At 49.9% G+C, this 17852-nt stretch carries 12 protein-coding genes; 10 read left to right on the plus strand and 2 right to left on the minus strand.

Translation table 11 applies throughout. The features are described from left to right. Window positions 1-357: 357 nt before the first annotated feature. The 9 genes from CBE68_RS01580 (at window position 358) to CBE68_RS01625 (ending at window position 12961) form a co-directional block, all read left to right on the plus strand. Window positions 358-1230 (plus strand): hypothetical protein, encoded by an 873-nt coding sequence (locus tag CBE68_RS01580; protein WP_087504307.1) that lies wholly within the window; start codon window positions 358-360, stop codon window positions 1228-1230. 293 nt (window positions 1231-1523) lie between these two features. Beyond that, window positions 1524-2396, plus strand: coding sequence for a diguanylate cyclase (locus CBE68_RS01585; RefSeq protein ID WP_143824451.1), 873 nt, complete (start codon window positions 1524-1526; stop codon window positions 2394-2396). 324 nt (window positions 2397-2720) lie between these two features. Further along, entirely contained in the window at window positions 2721-4151 is a 1431-nt protein-coding gene (locus CBE68_RS01590) for a glycoside-pentoside-hexuronide (GPH):cation symporter (RefSeq protein WP_087504309.1), read from the plus strand. Between the two features lie 67 nt (window positions 4152-4218). After that, window positions 4219-5226, plus strand: a complete 1008-nt coding sequence (locus CBE68_RS01595; protein ID WP_087504310.1) for a LacI family DNA-binding transcriptional regulator — start codon at window positions 4219-4221, stop codon at window positions 5224-5226. A gap of 274 nt (window positions 5227-5500) precedes the next feature. Beyond that, a complete protein-coding gene (locus CBE68_RS01600; RefSeq protein ID WP_087504311.1) occupies window positions 5501-8110 on the plus strand; it encodes a glycoside hydrolase family 16 protein in 2610 nt (869 codons plus the stop codon). A 193-nt stretch (window positions 8111-8303) separates the two neighbouring features. Continuing rightward, window positions 8304-10271: an ADP-ribosylglycohydrolase family protein gene (locus tag CBE68_RS01605; protein ID WP_087504312.1), complete on the plus strand. Its 1968-nt coding sequence runs from the start codon at window positions 8304-8306 to the stop codon at window positions 10269-10271. 78 nt (window positions 10272-10349) lie between these two features. Next, a complete protein-coding gene (locus CBE68_RS01610) occupies window positions 10350-11474 on the plus strand; it encodes a transporter substrate-binding domain-containing protein (RefSeq protein WP_143824452.1) in 1125 nt (374 codons plus the stop codon). A gap of 99 nt (window positions 11475-11573) precedes the next feature. Next, window positions 11574-12056, plus strand: a complete 483-nt coding sequence (locus tag CBE68_RS01620; RefSeq protein WP_087504314.1) for a cupin domain-containing protein — start codon at window positions 11574-11576, stop codon at window positions 12054-12056. Then, window positions 12053-12961 carry a Gfo/Idh/MocA family oxidoreductase gene (locus CBE68_RS01625; protein ID WP_087504315.1) on the plus strand — a complete coding sequence of 303 codons (909 nt, stop codon included), beginning with the start codon at window positions 12053-12055 and terminating at the stop codon, window positions 12959-12961. The genes CBE68_RS01620 and CBE68_RS01625 overlap by 4 nt, the downstream gene beginning before the upstream one ends. 40 nt (window positions 12962-13001) lie before the next feature. Here the strand turns inward: CBE68_RS01625 and CBE68_RS01630 are convergent, their stop codons facing one another. Then, a complete protein-coding gene (locus CBE68_RS01630) occupies window positions 13002-14696 on the minus strand; it encodes a glycoside hydrolase family 30 protein (protein ID WP_229744602.1) in 1695 nt (564 codons plus the stop codon). Window positions 14697-14998: 302 nt separating this feature from the next. After that, complete coding sequence (locus CBE68_RS01635; protein WP_087504317.1) at window positions 14999-16297, minus strand: MFS transporter; 1299 nt, start codon at window positions 16295-16297, stop codon at window positions 14999-15001. A 244-nt stretch (window positions 16298-16541) separates the two neighbouring features. On the opposite strand from CBE68_RS01635, the gene CBE68_RS01640 reads away from it, so the two are divergent. Beyond that, window positions 16542-17714, plus strand: a complete 1173-nt coding sequence (locus CBE68_RS01640) for a helix-turn-helix domain-containing protein (RefSeq protein WP_143824453.1) — start codon at window positions 16542-16544, stop codon at window positions 17712-17714. The last annotated feature ends 138 nt before the right edge of the window (window positions 17715-17852 follow it).

A 17852-nucleotide genomic window follows, 5' to 3' on the forward strand; every position in this document is an offset into this window, starting at 1 on the left:
ATGATGAATGTTCATGTAAGCGCTTACAGGGAATTTTCATTACATTTCGTCAACAATGCAAGGGGCATTTGAATGCGGATCGACAAAAATGAGAACTTAGATCAAAAAATCAGCTTGAATAACGCCAACAGCCATGAAACCAAATGAATATAACTGCTTGGTTTAGATGGAGTTTAAATGAAAACACAATGTTACCGATAACAAAAATATCCAAAAACAGGTTAATTGGCGATTTTGTGAACTGGCTGGAATAAATGACGACAGCGCTGTCATTTCAAAATTACTGCATCATATAATCGCGAAAAGAAAACGCTTACATAAAAATTGAACGAATACGTTGTTTTGAGGTTTAGAGCAATGAGACTCAACAAACTAATTGCTTTGCTGTTATTCCCCATTTTACTGGTTTCACTGACAAGTAAAGCTGCGATCCAAGTGAGCTACTATAAGCCAAGCAACGAGAATGATCGTTACCCGGTAGATTTAGTGGCCTTTCTACTCGACAAGTCTGGTCAAGATTACCAATTAACCCCGATCCCTTCTGAAAACTTAACCGAACAACGTTTGATCAGTGATGTTCAAAGTGGCCAAGTATCTTTTATTTCCATGGCCACCAATGAAAATCTCAACAAAGAACTACATGCTATTCAATACCCAATGTACCGAGGCTTGCTTGGGCATCGAGTATTTATCATTCGGCAGGGCGACCAGCACAAGTTCGATGGCGTCAAATCATTATCAGACCTAAATCGGCTAACCGGTGGCCAGGGTCGATTCTGGGCCGATACCGCGGTACTGAAAAGCGCAGGCTTAGACGTTGAAACCCCGGTCAAGTATCACAGCCTGTTTTACATGCTCGAAGGTGATCGTTTCGACTACTTCCCTCGAGCCATTCATGAGCCACTCAATGAGATAGCAGCTCGTCCAGAGCTTAACCTAGCGATCGAAGAAAACTTATTATTGGTTTATCCAATGCCGATGTTGCTCTACACCTCCAAGACCAACGAGCAACTCTACAATGCGCTGGAGACCGGCTTTGAAACCGCCATTCAAGATGGCAGTTTTGCCGATTGGTTTGTATCACACCCAGCCATTGAACAAGTGCTATCAAAGATCCAATTACATCACCGTACGGTGTTGCGCCTCGAAAACCCGCATTTGCCAGCAGGCACACCGGTGCACCGCAAAGAGCTTTGGCTCGACATTGATCAGCTTAAAAAGCGCTCCTAACTCTATGGGTTGAGCACGGACGCTTGCCCACCCCTGGCTCCCTTCTCTCTATCGTTCAAGCTGCCATCAATTCATCTATTTGTGATCAGTAAACCTACTGACGCGACAATGAAAACGTTATCATCAGCATTATCTTTAATTATAAAATGGATGCGGCATAGGCAGTTAGAGCGCGAATAAAAAAAGTGTGACATCAGAATCTGGGATCGAAAGGAAAAATCAAGTAACCTAAAAGTCAAATTGACAATAAGATAAAAAACGCCACCAATTTACTCGATGAGAAGTAAAACAACATGAAAAATATAATAACAACGCTAATTATGCTGAGCACAGTGCTGCTGTGGCCGATGTTGGCACATGCCGAGCTGAACGTGCGCTACTATGAACCTCGAAACAAGAAAGACAAATACCCCATTGATTTGGTCGAGTTCCTGCTAACCAAAGCTGGCGCTCGCTATACCCTAGACCCGGTCACGGCATCAGATTCGACAGAAATGCGTCAGATTGCGGACCTCAATGCCGGCTACATCAGCATTTCAACGCTAGCAGCTAATGACAACCTCAACAAAGAACTTCATGCCATCCAGTACCCGATTTTTCGTGGTTTACTGGGCCATCGAGTATTTATCATTCGCAAAGGCGATCAAACTCGTTTCAACGACATCGAAAATATCCAGCAGTTGAGCAAACTCATTGGGGGCCAAGGCCGTTTCTGGGCCGACACTGCGGTGTTAAAGAGTGCCGGTTTGCAACTTGAAACCCCAGTCAAATACGACAGCCTGTTCTACATGCTCGACGGCAACCGATTCGATTATTTTCCACGGGCCATTCACGAGCCACTTACTGAAATCGCCGCCCGCCCCCATTTAGATCTAACAATCGAAAACAATATTTTGTTGGTCTACCCACAACCTATGCTGTTTTACACCGCCAAATCCAATACCGAGTTATCTAGAGCCCTCGAACAAGGCTTTGAGTTGGCCGTTAAAGATGGCAGCTTTGCCAGCTGGTTTATCAATCACCCAATGATTGAAGAGGTGATGTCGAAGATAGATCTCGACAGCCGTACCGTGATTCGCATTCCAAATCCACATTTGCCAGCAGAAACACCGGTCGATCGCGCCGAGCTGTGGCTCGATGTGACACAACTAAAACAAGCCAGCTAAATAGTCGTTCCCTGTTCTCCCCCTCTCAAAGCATCGGCAAGGACGCTGTGCTTTGATTCATTTTTGTGAATCCAAATCAAGTTTTAAGCTACCAGCACCGGTCAATCCTTGATCTTGTCTTTACATCTGCATAACCTTTCCATGTAAGCGCTTTCTTGTGGTGTTCATCATCAACTTAGTAGCGTGAAATCGCACGGAATAGGGCACTTCCAGCAACCTGAGCGGCAAGTGCACTGAAGCTGATTGGATAACCGACACTGCCTCTTCCAACCAGATAGGAGCAGTCGTGCAAACCATACATAATTCATAAACGGGGCAAGCTTAATGCTGAAAACCAAAGAAAAAGTTGCCTATGGGCTAGGTGACACGGCCAGTAACTTTATTTTCGCCATCGTGATGTCATTCATCACCTACTTCTATACCGATGTCTTTGGCATTTCAGCTGCTGTAGTCGGCACCATGTTCTTGGTGGTACGCATCATTGATGCGGTTACCGATCCGCTAATGGGCGCCTTCGCCGACAAAACCGAAACCCGTTGGGGCCGCTATCGCCCTTACTTGGTGTGGCTGGCGGTACCATTTGCCTTAATTAGTGTACTGGCCTTCACCACTCCAGATTTATCGCCTACCAACAAAGTGCTGTACGCCTACGTCACCTACATCTTGTTGATGCTGGCCTACACGGCGATCAATATTCCTTATTCAGCACTCGGTGGCGTTCTTACTGAAGATCCGAAAGAGCGAGTATCGGTGCAAAGCTACCGCTTTGTCTTTGGCATGATCGGTGGCTTTATTGTCACCTCACTGACCCTGCCACTAGTGGAATTTTTCGGTAACGGCGACGAAGCCAAAGGTTTCCAATACACCATGGCCGTCATGAGTGCCGTTGGTATTGTTTTGTTCTTGCTGTGCTTTGCTGGCACCAAAGAGCGAGTGTCACCCCCTAAAGATCAACAAATCAACTTCCACACCGCAATGCGCTCGCTATGGCAAAACGACCAATGGCGAATTCTTTGCGTTGCCGCCATTCTGTTACTAACAGGTATGGTGATCCGCGGCACCCTAGCGATTTACTACGTCAAAAACTATCTAGATGTCAGCTCAGTGATGCACTATCTCGACTATGGCTTTATCAAGTTGTTTGTTGGCGATAGCTATGTTGGCTTATCAGAAGCAGAAGCGTTGGAAAAAATGGTGCCGATGCTCATTACTGTGTTCCTGACTATCGGCATGGTTGGCAATATCATCGGTAGTTTCATCGCGCAGCATGTCACCAAACGAATTGATAAGGTAAAAGCCTATGTTGGCTTGCAGTTCATTGCTGCCATTATTTGTGGCGTCAGCTTCTTTGTTGCTCCAGAGCAAGTAGAAACAGCGATCTTCATGAACTTCATCTACTGCTTCTTCTTACAAATGGCAACGCCAATGCTTTGGGCCAAGATGGCTGACACCATTGACTACGGCCACCTGAAAACCGGTATGCGGGTGACCGGCTTGGTTTACTCAACCGTCGTATTCTTCATCAAACTCGGGGTTGCCTTAGGCGGCGCGATAGCGGCTTGGTTACTGGCTTACTATGGCTACAACGCCGACCTAACCACGCAGGCAACTGAAACGGTTGATGGCATCTTGTTCACCTTCACTGTATGGCCGGCAATTTCTTGTTTGATTGTTGCCTTCGTCATGCGCTGGTACAAATTGAATGACAAGAAAGTTGAAGAAGTCCATCAGCAACTACAAGCAGGTACGTGTTAATTCTCTGCCGCTCATCGTGTAAGATGAGCGGCGTTTTCAAGAATTTAACCAAACCAACGGATTGATCATGGCTACGATATACGAAGTATCTAAACTCGCTGGCGTATCACTGGCAACAGTGTCCCGAGTGATGAACCAGAATGCTTACGTAACGGATGCAACCAAGCAAAAAGTATTGGACGCGATGAAGGAGCTCGATTATCGCCCCAATTCAGCAGCGCAATCCTTGGCACTAAATCGCAGCGACAGCGTCGGTGTTTTGGTTGCCGAGCTTGACGGTCCGTTCTACGGCCCGGTGATGGCCGGCGTTGAATCAGAACTGCGCAAAGCCGGTAAGCACGTAATTATCGCTGCCGGTCACGATGATGAAGATACCGAAAAAGATGGGGTTGAATTTCTCATCGGTCGTGGCTGCGATGCACTCATTCTGTTGGCCGAAACGCTTACCGATGAATACTTGGTTGAGCTCTCCAAGCGAGACACCCCGTTTGTCATGCTCAACCGCTCGACCAAAACCCTAGAGTCACAATGTATCACCCTTGATAACCAACTCGGTGGTTACCTCGCCACCAAGTTGTTAATCGATCAAGGTCACCGCGATATCGCATATATTTCTGGGCCGTTGTGGAAACACGACGCCGAAGATCGCTTCGCCGGCCACAAACAAGCGCTCGAAGAAGCGGGTATTGACCTCGATCCTGGGCTGATATTTGAATCCGATTACCGCGAAGCGGGTGGTAGCAGTGGCCTATTGCAACTACTCAATAGCGGCCGCAAGTTCACTGCGTTGGCATGCGCCAATGATGAAATGGCTTCTGGTGCCATGATTAGTGCCATGCAAAAGGGCATTCGCATTCCAGATGAGCTATCGATTGTCGGTTTCGATAACGTTCACTATGCCCGGCTGCTGAGTCCATCGCTCACAACTGTCGAATTCCCAATTAACGAAATGGGTAAAATGGCAGCACGCTGGGTGTTGAAAAATGCCTATGGCAAAACCAAGTTGACCTATAACAACTACTTTTCGCCCAAGTTGATTCAACGTCACTCTAGTAAGCCCCCAGCAACCCAATAACTGATTTGAAAAGGCAGCTCAGGCTGCCTTTTTCATGCGCCACATGAAACCCATGTAAGCGCTTACGTGAGCTAGATCTCAATTCTGTAACTTCCACTGCGATCCAGATCGAACAAACCGTGAACGGCCCGTGATCAAAGGCGGGGTAGCAGAATATGCTCTACGTAAGCGCTTACATAAATGCAGCATAACAGCAAATAGTCGATTACATGACAGCAGCGCGAAACACACCCAATTTCGAGCAACGATTGAAAAGAATCACACGGAGATACGGATGAAAACCATTCATTTATTACCGCTAGCAGTAGCGGTATCCGTCGGTTTATCAGGCTGTGGTGGCAGTGATAATGTCACCAAAAAAGTTGACGAACCCCCAATGATAGAGCCGGGCGGATGGACACTAGCTTGGGCAGACGAATTTGATGGCAATGCCATCGACATGAATAACTGGGAGCACGAAGTCAACTGTAGCGGTGGCGGCAACCAAGAGCGTCAGTGCTACACCGATGACGCAGCAAACTCCTACATCGAGAACGGCGTACTGAAAATCGTTGCGCTACCAGCAGAAGGCTTAGACGGCGGCAAAGAATATACCTCCGCTCGTTTACGCACCATCAACAAAGTTGACTTCACTTACGGTCGCGTTGAAATTCGCGCCAAAGTACCGACTGGTCAAGGCTCTTGGCCTGCGGCGTGGATGCTACCAACCGACTATGTCTACGGTGGCTGGCCAACGTCTGGCGAAATCGACATTATGGAAACCGTCAACATTGGCGTGCCATTAGCTGACGGCGGTGTTGAATCAACCATTCACGGCACCTTGCACTACGGTAAGCCATGGCCAGGTAACGAAAACAGCGGTAAATCTTACCTATTGCCTGATGGCAGCACCCCTGCTGATGACTTCCACACCTACGCAATTGAGTGGGAAGAAGGCGAAATTCGTTGGTACGTTGATGGCGTTCACTATGTCACTCAGCGCCAATCAGAAGTGGAGTACAACACCTCTGGCGACGCAGTTGGCCTTATCCACAAAGGCTGGTTCACTGAAATCGATGGCGAAATCGTTTGGGATTCACGTCCATTCGATCAGGACTTCCACATCCTGTTGAACTTTGCCGTTGGCGGCAGCTGGCCTGAAAATGTCAACCAAGGCGGTGTCGACCCAACAGCATTCCATGCTGATAACGCCTATGAAATTGACTATGTTCGTGTCTACAAGTGTGAAACCGCTTCCTTAGACGGTACCGGCTGTGGCACCTTGGACTTTGGCTACCACTTCCCTGTTGAAGAGGGCGGCACCCTAATTGAAGGCGCAGCGCCTGCTCCAGTGCCACCATCATCTGGTATTCCTGAAGACCTAACTATCTTCGACGAAGAAGCAAATCCAAACTGGCCAGCGTGGGCTGATGCTCAGTCTGATCCAGCGATCGTGGATGATGAAGATGGCGACTACGGTAAAGCGGTTGAATTCAACATTGTCGGCAACCAAGTGGCAGGCTTCAACACCCGCATTGCTGATGAAAGCAAACCATTTGATGCCTCGCCAATCAAAGATGTTGGTGCCCTTGAGTTTGACCTCAAGATTGTTCGCCAACCACTAGCAGGCCCAACCAACTGGTACGTTAAAGTTGAACAAAACGGCGGTAGCCAAGGCGGCGGTACCGATGGCGAAGTTACCATCACGCCACCGGCAGAGCTGGATACCTGGGTCCACTACAGCATTCCATTGAACAGCTTGAGTGGTCTCGACCACAACGGTATTGATGTGGTGATGTTGTTCCCAACTTGGGGCCAAGGTCAAGGCGCAATCTATCGCATGGATAACGTTGAATTCACCGGTGCTGACAAAGTAGGCGACGGTAACGATCCAGGTGGTGAGTTCGTCATGCTAGACGCCAATGGTCCAGCTGAAGGTCTGACTCTCAACGGCTATGACGGTGCTGACAACCCAGACAACAACGCGATTGTTGATGGCGTACTGCAAGTTCGTATCAATGGTGCCGGTAATGCTTACCTAGAATCGGCTGATGCGCTGGACTACACCGAGTACCTGACTTGGGATCTGGTCTTCGACCTGAAAGTGAACAGCTTAGGCACCAACGAAGATGTTTATGTTAAGTTCGACAGTGGCTGGCCTGCAGTAAGTGATATCAAACTGGCGGAAACGTCAACTGGCCTGCAAGACGATGGCGAGTGGCACACATACACTATCAGCGTCAGCGAGTTGCTCGACGGCACCAACCGAGTCAACGGCAGCGGCCAAGCAATCCCGACATCAATCCTCAACCCAATCGTGTTTGAAGGTGTTGGCGGTGCTGATTTGTCAATCGATGTTCGTGACATCCGCTTGTTCAAAGAAGGTTCAAACGGCGGTGACAACGGTGGCTCAGGCGGCGAACCTATGGTTTGGCTGGGCGCAACGCTGGCCGATGGCTTCGACCTAAATGGCTTTAATGCCGACGCTGAAGACTCTTGGGTGATCACTGCAGAAGGCATTCTGGACGTTGACTTCGCAGGTGGCGGTAACGTCTACTTCGTCGCTCCAGAAGCTTTGGATCTGTCAGCTCAAACCAGCTGGTACCTGACCTTTGATGTCAAGATCAACAACCTTGGTGGCGCATCAGACCTGCTGGTTAAAATCGACAGCGGCTGGCCAAACGTGAGTGATATGCCGCTATCTGAAACATCAACTGGCTTGATCGACGATGGCGAATGGCACAGCTATTCAATCTTGCTGAGCGACTTGCTTGAGCGCCGCAACAGCATCGACCCATCAGGTATTGGTAATGCAGCAAGTGTCATCAACCCATTCGTGATGGAAGGTGTTGGTGAAGATGCTTCATTCGATGTTCGCAACGTGGTTCTGACGCCGACGCCATAGTCGTCCGCAGCAAAATAGTTAGTCAACACGTTCGTTGAAACGGCTCCCTCGGGAGCCGTTTTTTGTTGGCTGATTGCCAGCGTAATTAACCCATTAGCAACAAGGTGATCAAACACCAACTTATGTAAGGCCTTTCTTGAAAGCTGACATAAGCATGAAAAAATAGCGACAACGAGCACCTGTTGGAGCCCTCATGCTAAACACATCACCAGTCGCCTTGCTCAGCCTTGGCGCACTTGCGCTGAGCTATATCATTCCTTCTCCCGTGCTAGCGCAACCCGAGCACCAGCAGAAGCTAGCCGTTGCCGAATATCAGGACAAAGTCTACGCCGCTTGGCTCGGCCAGATCATTGGCAATATCTACGGTCTCTCTTATGAGTTTCGTTTTATTGACCAACCCGGCCCTAACCAGTTTCCATATGGTTTTGGACCGTCGCTTGAGCGAGTGGAGCAAGTCAATGGCGCATTTTCTGATGACGACACCGACATCGAATACATGTACCTACTGCAAATGGAACAACATGGAATTGAGCCGAGTTACGCGCAGCTCGCCGAAGCTTGGAAGCATCACGTGCGCGACAAGGTTTGGGTAGCCAACCGCAACGCACTAACACTAATGCATGCCGGTTATAGTCCGCCGCTAACAGGCAACAAGCGCTACAACCCCAACTGGTTTCAAATCGACCCGCAGTTGGTCAACGAGATATGGGCAGTGACAGCGCCCGGTATGCTGGACTACGCCACTGCCAAGTCAGCGTGGGCGGCACGCATTACCAATGACGACTTTGGTATTGAGCCAACAGTGCACTATGCCGCCATGTATGCCGCGGCGTTTTTTGAAAGTGACATCAACAAACTGATTGATATTGGCACTGCTGCGCTGCCCCCAAATGGCCGCTTTGCCGCCATCGTCGAACACATGAAGCAGCTATATCAGCAGCACCCGAACGACTGGCAAGCCGCACGCCAACAAATGGCCAGCCATTACTTCAAAGAGTTCGATTACAACCGTGGCGCTTGGACCGTAGTTGATGCCAATCTCAATGGCGCCTGTGCCATTCTGGCGCTGTTGTATGGCCAAGGCGATTTCCAACTGACCCTAGATATTGCCAGCGGCTTGGGCTTTGATGCCGACAACCAAGCCGCCACCATGAGTGGCTTGCTGGGAATAATTGGCGGCACTAAAGCCTTGCCAAAGGATCTGCTATTCCCACTCGAAGACGCCGACTGGCAATTACCGTTCAATGACCGTTATATCAATGTCAGCCGTTATGATTTGCCCGATGCTTCCTTGCGCGATATCGCCAACCGCACCGCTACTCAAGGCGAGAAAATTATTCTGGCAACAGGGGGCGAGCGCAAATCAGACGCCAATGGCGATTATTACCTGATCAACACCAAGGGCGCCTTTAATGCGCCACTTGAGTTGCCAACCGCACCGACGCTCAACGCCGAGCTGGGCCAACCCTTTGAGTTCGATATTCAGCCACAGCTGGGCCATGACGCTCAGCTATCACTGATCTTTGGCCAGCTACCCAACGGACTGTCACTGAACGGCACTAAGGTCGTCGGTAAAGCCAAAGTCACTGGTAACTATCAATTTACTGTCGCCCTTCGCCGAGCAGGGCAACAGGTCAAGCAGAACTACCAACTTACCATCATGCCTGCGGACTTAGCGCTGCAAGCCGATGAGGTGATCGTCAGCGGCTCGGTCAGTGCCGAACAAGCTGAGCTGCTGCGTCAACCAGATCACCGACAGACCATTTACAATAAAAGCACTGATTCCACGCCCAAAGTCGATTACTACGGTTATCGTTGGTCACAACCACAGCGGATTAACACCCTACTGGTTAACCCTGGCAACCCAAACGAGTTCGGCGGTTGGTTGTTGTCGCTTGATGTGCAATACCTTAACTCGCAAGGCCAGTGGCAAACGGTACCGAACATAGCAATATCGCCAGCAATGAACTTTGCCAACAGTCAGTGGTTGAAAGGTAGTTTTATCGACCATACGATCACCTTCGCCACGGTAGAAACCAACGCCATTCGGATTATTGGCTACGCTGGCGGAATTGAGCCTGACGCCTTTAACGATACCCCGAAGCAGTATTTCAGCGCCCTCAACAGGCTCAAGGTCTACCACCAATCAGAGCCACAATAAGTTTTAAAAAGGAGTCACTTAATATCACACCGAGTTAGCTCTATACTCCAGCTAACTCCCAGGGATAAGGTGATCGAAGTGACTCCAAAACAAACCTTTAGTGTGCTCCACAATTCACTCGCAACAGTGGTCATTGCAGCGCTTTTGCTAATGCTCATGGCGGCAATCAATACGGCTGTTGCTGAAGAAGCGGAAGCACAACCAGCCAGCGATAAAGTCTACCGAATTGCCACCCGCCACGCGCCGCCATTTAGTATTCAAACGGAGCAAGGCTGGCAGGGCATCACCATCGAATTGGTCAAACGAGTAGCGGATGCCAAGCAGCACCGTATTGAATTCGTTGATATGAGCATTGATGAAATGCTCGACGCCACTGAAACCAACAGTGTCGATGCCGCTGCCGCAGCGCTGACCATCACCGCCGATCGCGAAAGACGGCTCGATTTTACCCATCCCTACCTGACGTCAGGCCTAGGTATTGCGGTAGCTCAAAGTGAGCAAGTCAGCATCATGGCGGCAGTTAAGCGTTTTGTCTCTGGCGACTTTTTACAAGCTGTTGGCGCCTTGTTATTGGTCCTTTCGGTGATTGGTATTTTGGTCTGGCTAGCAGAGCGCCGCCACAACAGTCAGTTTTCAGATAATCCAATGCGCGGCATCGGCGCTGGCCTTTGGTGGTCGGCGGTCACCATGACCACGGTGGGCTACGGCGACAAAGCGCCACAAACCACCAGCGGCCGCATTATTGCGTTGATTTGGATGTTCGCCAGTATCATCATTATTTCTGGTTTCACCGCCGCAATTGCCACATCGCTCACCGTCACCCAGTTGGGCCAGTCGATTACCAGCCTCGATGATCTGTACAACAAGCGCGTGATTACCGTCGCCGAAAGTACCAGTGACCAGTTGCTAAAAGAAAAGCTCATTCGCCACCAAACAGTCGCGACTATCGAAGATGCGTTAGCGGCCTTGGCCGATGGCAAAGCCGCTGCGGTGGTCTATGATTTGCCAATCTTGCAATACATGGTGACCAATGAGTTCAACGAAGAGCTGCGTGTATTACCGAACATTCTGGTACGCCAAGACTACGGTATTGCCCTACCACCGGGAGCGCCGGAGCGCGAAACCATTAATCAAGAGATTCTGACCGTGATCACCGCTTCGGAATGGAACAACGTGTTAGAAGGCTACTTAGGTCGTAATTGATGAAAATTGAGCACATTGCTATTTGGACCGAACCGGCGATGGCTACTACGAGAGTTGTGTCCTCGACCCTGATGGCAATCGCTTGGAGATCACCGAGTAATGGCTAAACGTCGGGTGCTCAGTGCCGAGCAATACCATCAAACCGATGCGCCCACTTATGCAGGTACAACCGATGGTAGCTTTAAGCAAAGCGCCAACATGGCCACGGTTCGCTATCAGCCTGCGCACCACAATCCGCAAGCGCCATTGGCACAGCAAGGGCAGGGCGAAACCCTTGGCACTTGGGTGTTTAATGAAGAAAAAGGCAAAGCCGAAGGGCTACTTGCCAGCAGCATCGAATTGATGATGGACAGCAAGCTCGCTCCCCACGCCACCATCGGCTTGCATCAGCACCAACAAACAGAAGAAATCTATTATTTGCTGGAAGGTCAGCTCAACATTGAATTGCATCGCGCCGATGAGCAACTGCAGCTGCAGCTTAACCCAGGCGATGCCCATTTGATTCGTCCCGGCGAATCGCACTTTGTTCAAGCTGGGCCTGACGGCGCTCGCATCATAGTGATCGCAGCCCGTACCTTATGAGCAGCATTGAAACTGCAGCCATCATCGGCACCCATTGGGGCTTGGTTCATCTCCCCACCTTGCAATCCCAAGGGATTACTATCACCGCCTTGGTCAGCAAAGATTTGCCACGAGCCAAGCAAGTCGCAACCGATCATCAAATTGCGATGGTCACCGATCAGCTAGAGCAAATCGGCCAGCCCGATTTGGTCATCGTGGCAACGCCCGCAGTAACCCATGCAGCGGTCATCCAAGCGTTCCCCAACAGCCATATCTTTTGCGAGAAACCCGTCGTTGGTCCCTATGGCAACCCAGCAGATTTGCCTGCTTGGGCCGATCGCGTGTTGATTAACTACGCCTTTAACCAGCTTGATTCGGCACGCTGTGTCATGGCGCAACATCTGATCCCAACACATATCCAATTGCAATCCAGCGTCAATCTCTCAGGCTTCAACTTTGATGCCGTGCAATGGTTTTTTGAGGTCACCAGTCACCCCCTGTCTTGGCTGATTCACTGGCTCGGACCACCGACACTCGAACAGCGACGCATCGACCGCGATCAGATTGAACTACGACTGCGTTGTGGCGACACCAGCATCGATATCGATTTTAAAGTCGGCGGTAAACCCGGCATTCATCACCAGTTTGATATGGCAACGGCAAGCGGCTCCTTAACGCTCAATGGTTATTACCAGCCAGGCCACCCGTGGCGTTTTGAGCCTGTGGTGTTGGCTCAGAAACCACTAAACCAAGGCGAATTCATCGATAACGATTGCTGGCTCAGAGCCAACCAACGTTCGTTGTTGCTGGCGCTCGATTGCTTTAACGGCCGTTTAAGCCGAGCAGAAGCAATCTGTCAAGGGGCTTTTTCTTTAAGCAAAGCGCTCACCATTGAATCATTGTTCGAAAAAAAGCCCGGCGCTTAGGCCGGGCAAAAGATTGAACGATAAGGGGGGAGAGTGTGCGTTACAGCTGCACTCTTACCGTTTGTACAGCGTTGGCATCAATGGTGATATTGGCGGTTTGCTCACCAATTTTTAGTGCGTAATCAATCGGCTTCTTGGTGGTATTCAACAACTGCACACTCAACAAGTTGTCGGCCGACAAGGTGGCGCTGGTATGCAAGTCATCATCACCCAACTGGCCACGGTCAATGCTGGTTTGAACCGCTACGTCACCTGGGCGAATGGTACGGCTGAATTGGCTCAACACATGGAACACTGGGGTGTAGTAAATCTCACCTGTATTGGTGTCGATCATAATCGGCGCACCGCAGAAGTTACCGACATGGTTCGGGCCACCGTTGTGGTCAAGCACAATGTTCCAGTCAACCCAGCCTTCCATCCAATGATCAAGGCTGACAATGATGTTGCGGGCATAGCGGTGAACCGGGGTATAAATCGGATGATCTTCGGCATTGGGAGCCCACTCAGCAGAGTAAGCCCAGTCCGTTGCCGTGTCGTTCCACCAGAACGAGTCATTGGCAAACCAATCGCTTTCCTGGAAGTTTTCCGGGTCGGTCACGCCACCCGGTGCAGGCTTGCCTAAGTCATCGATGGTCGCTTCGGTGTTGATGATGCCGTAGCCCGGGAATTTGGTGGCAACGCGTTCAAGGGCTTCTTCATACACTTTGTAAGTGCTGCTGTACCAATGCACGGCAGTACCATAAACATATTGCGCGGTGTCTGGATCCCCCAAAATGGTATCGGTCCAATCTTCGAGGTGATCGCGGTTTTGATCGTAAATCAGCACATTGACGTCTTTGTGGCTACTTGCCGCCAATGTCGGGCCCAAGTGGTCTTTAATAAAGTCGCGCTGGGTTTCTGGGGTAAAGTGCATGCTTTCCCACTGACCACTATTGCCCGCAGGCTCATTGACCGGTGTGATGGCCCAAATATCAATCCCTTCGGCTTGGTATGCATCGAGGTATTTCAGCAGGTAATCGGTGTAGGTGCTCACGTACTCAGGCTTCAACTCGCCACCAGTGCCTTCATAACCGTTTTCTGGCGTTGGCCGAATGTACCAAGTATCGATGTCTTTCATCCATGATGGCGCGGTCCAAGCCGATGAAATAATGCGCAGATCCGAATCATCCTGCTTGGCTTTAATGGCCAAGGCTTCCTGAATCATTGGCAACACATCAAAGCTCTCATCTTTGATGTTTGGATACTTCGCTTTGCTAAAGCCGTTTTTGTCTTCCTCAATCGAGAAGTGTTTGAGGCTGACATCCCCTTCAACATCGGCATAAGACCACTGGCCCTCAACCGAGAAGTCGGTGGCGCCAATGGGTGAGCGAGTCAAACTGAAGTTGGCACCCTCTTCGCCGTAAACATTTTGCATCACCTCGGCGCGCTGTTGCGGCTCTAAATGCGCGAGTACAAATGCTGACGATTCAGTAAATGAAGAGCCAATACCAACAATGGTTTGCTTCTTAATCTCAGGGCTAATGGTGATCACCGCTTGCGCTGATTGCGCCTGATCAGCAAACACCACATTGGGTTTCAATGCCTGCACGTCACCCGCTTCACTGGTAACAATGATTTCACTGGTTTTTGATAGTTCATAGTGATTGCTGGTGGTTTGGCTACAAGCGCTCAATACACCAACGGCCAGAGCGGCAGAAATGGCTGCGACAAGCTTTTTGGGGGCAACTGTTTTCACAATTCGTCCTCTGCATTCGAGTATGTCATTGGGTTAGTTGCAGCTGATGCTGCCAGTGACTCTAGAAACTGTAGTCTGACTCCAAGTCGGGCAGCCAAATTTACCGTTCGATTGCTTGTCGCTCAGTCGAACAACCCTTATCTAGCAAGGGTTTGATGGCTATTTAGCAATGTTCGAGTTCGTGATCTTGATCGCTAGCAGCGCACCACAAAATGACGCAAGGCAGGTGAGGTTGAAGTCAAAAAAGGCGCCAGAATCAACTTCCAGCGCCTTGAGGTAAGGTCTAAATGAAATGGTATTGGCTAGTTTTTCGGTTTCAGCGGCTCAATTTTCGGACACAGTAACCAAATCGCTAACAGCGCGGTGATCGCCAAGCCAGCTCCAAAGACAAAAGCTGGGGCAAAGTTACCGCCAGCGGTAATGGCCGGAATAATGAAGGTCACGCCAGCTGCAGCAAACTTAGCTGCCATGCCAGCAAAGCCAGCTAAGGTACCGACTGTCTTGCCGCCAAACATATCGGCAGGCAAGGTTTGCACGCTGCTAATAGCAATCTGAAAACCAAACAGTACGCCTGCCATGATCAGCACAGCAATGAGCGGTGATGCTGGTTTCGCTAGTGCCAGCAAACAAACCAGCATGATCACGCCACCAAAGGTGATCACCAACTTACGCACGGCATTGACGCTCCATTCGCGCTTCATCAAGCTTTGCGACACAAAGCCTCCGAACAGGGCACCAACCATAGCCCCCACAAATGGCACCCAGCCAAAGCGAGCAATTTCACCAACGTCCATACCAAAACTGGTGCTGAGGTAAATCGGAATCCAAACCACAAACAGCCACCAAATCGGATCAATCGCCGCGGAGGCAATAATCACCCCCCAGCTTTGCTTGCGACTGAGCAGCTCCGCGGTGGACGGGTTGTAGGCATCCACTGGTTTATCGGCAGACTCGCTGCTCGATAACTGCCCTGAGAGAATAAACTCTCGCTCTTCTTTGGTGATCCACGGGTGCTTTTCCGGCGGCGCTTTGACCAAAACCAGCCATGGCACCAACCACAAGAAGCCAATCAAGCCGACCACAATAAAGATCATTTGCCAGCTCATGACCAAGGCCAAATAGCCGATAATGGGAATAGACACTAAGCCACCAAACGAGGCACCAGCGTTAAATATGCCCTGTGCCAACGCCCGCTGCTTGGCAGGAAACCACTCCGCATTGCCCTTGGCAGCTCCGGGCCAGTTACCAGCCTCAGCCACGCCGAGTACAACTCGGAGAATACTGAATGATGTAACACCCTTGGCAAAGGCATGCAGAACGGTCGCAAACGACCAAAAGCCAATGGATAAAGCAAATCCGATGCGAGTTCCGACCCAATCGAGGATTTTGCCGAAAATCGCCTGACCAAAGGCATAGGCTAGGATGAAGATAGTACTGATCAGACCATAGATTTCATTACGCTCATCAATGGTTTTATCAGGATACAGATCGGCAGCAATGGTTGGCCACAGTACTGCCAACGTTTGTCTGTCGATATAGTTGATGACAGCGGCAACGGCAATAAGACCGACCACCCACCAACGTAATCCTCTCATTTTCATTTGTTTTCTCGCTTTTATGTTTTATGTCACACCAGCCCAACAGCACATGGGTCTGGCACTCTCCAGTTTTATAATTTGCGAGTGATTTGGTTGTGGGGGGACTTGGCATGTTCTCCGCCATACTCAAGCCCTCAGCCATAAAATATACAAACAGAGCCGTTTACAACAGTTTTTTCTGCGGCGGATCGCGATTGCTTTTGAATTCTTGGATTCGCCAACAAACATCAAGTACCATCTCCAGCCGATGGATAAAGTCCTTTTCAACCTGCACGATCTGACCCTAGCAATGACGGCATTACTATGTGCCGTACTGGCGGGTTTGTTTTATCTAGCGCAACGCCAAAAGCATCCCAGCACACCTTTTTTGGTGGGCTTTTTGTTGGCACACACGCTGATCGCATGGCACGAGTTAAGCTACTACGGGCTGCAATTCCGCTACACCATTCTTGACGCCTCAAGCAATCTGTTTTTTATCGGCAGTTTTGGCTATTTAGTCGACGGCGTGTTGCTGTTCTTATTTGCCAAAACCTTGCTCTATCGCGATTTCAAAGTTGGCAGGGCGCAGCTCATTCACGCCTTACCGGTGATCGGTTATCTCATCTACATGGTGACGGTTTACTACAGCCACAGCAGCGCTACCAAGCACAGCATGATTAACGACTTTAGCCTGACCATTTCGTGGCATTACGTAACCACCGATTTGCTGATTAAGCTTGGTCGTGTCGCTTACGCCGTTGGCTGTTTGCTGCTGATTGCCCGCTACCGCGAGCAACAAAAAGAAACCAAGGCCGACTTAACTGCGGTCAACCTCACTTGGCTTCATACTCTGGTGGTTGGCTTTGTGGTGGTGTTTGCCGGCGATTCACTGTTAGCGGCGGTGAAGATTATCAACTTGTTTGAGCCTATCGAAATCAGTGTTCTTAGCGACATTGGCGTGTCGATTTACCACCTGACGTTTATTCTGCTGTTGGCGCTACTGACCTATACCATTGCCCGCGGCCCTTGGGTCGAGCAAATCCAGCTGCCTGAGGCTGGGGAAGCCAGCAGCAATCAGGCCGACTTCAGCAGTGACAAGGGCGGCGAGGTTGAGCGTATCGAACACTACATGCGCTCCGAACAACCCTACCTTGATTCAGAGATCACCATCGACAGCCTTGCCACGGCATTGGCCATTAGCCCGAAAGTGCTATCAGTGACCCTTAACCATCACTTCCAAATGAACTTCTATGAGTTCATCAATCACTATCGAATAGAAGATGCTAAGCGCACTTTGGTAGAACAACCCAACAAGGCCATCACCGACATCTTTTATGACGTTGGCTTTAACAGCAAATCAGTGTTCTACAGTTTCTTTCGTAAAAGCGAGGGCATGACTCCGTCGGCTTACCGGAAAAAGCAACTATCGGCCGATCGTTAAAATCGGCCAGATCAGCAGACCTAGCTCACAGTTTTCCTCAAGTTCGGCTTAAAAACCTGTAAACAGACGCCGAGAAACCGGCGAAAACCTAGTATTTGCGCAACTTTTCCCGGTAACAACGAAATCAACATCCTGGAG

The sequence above is a fragment of the Neiella marina genome (genome assembly GCF_002165625.1).
GTDB classification, from domain to species: domain Bacteria; phylum Pseudomonadota; class Gammaproteobacteria; order Enterobacterales; family Neiellaceae; genus Neiella; species Neiella marina.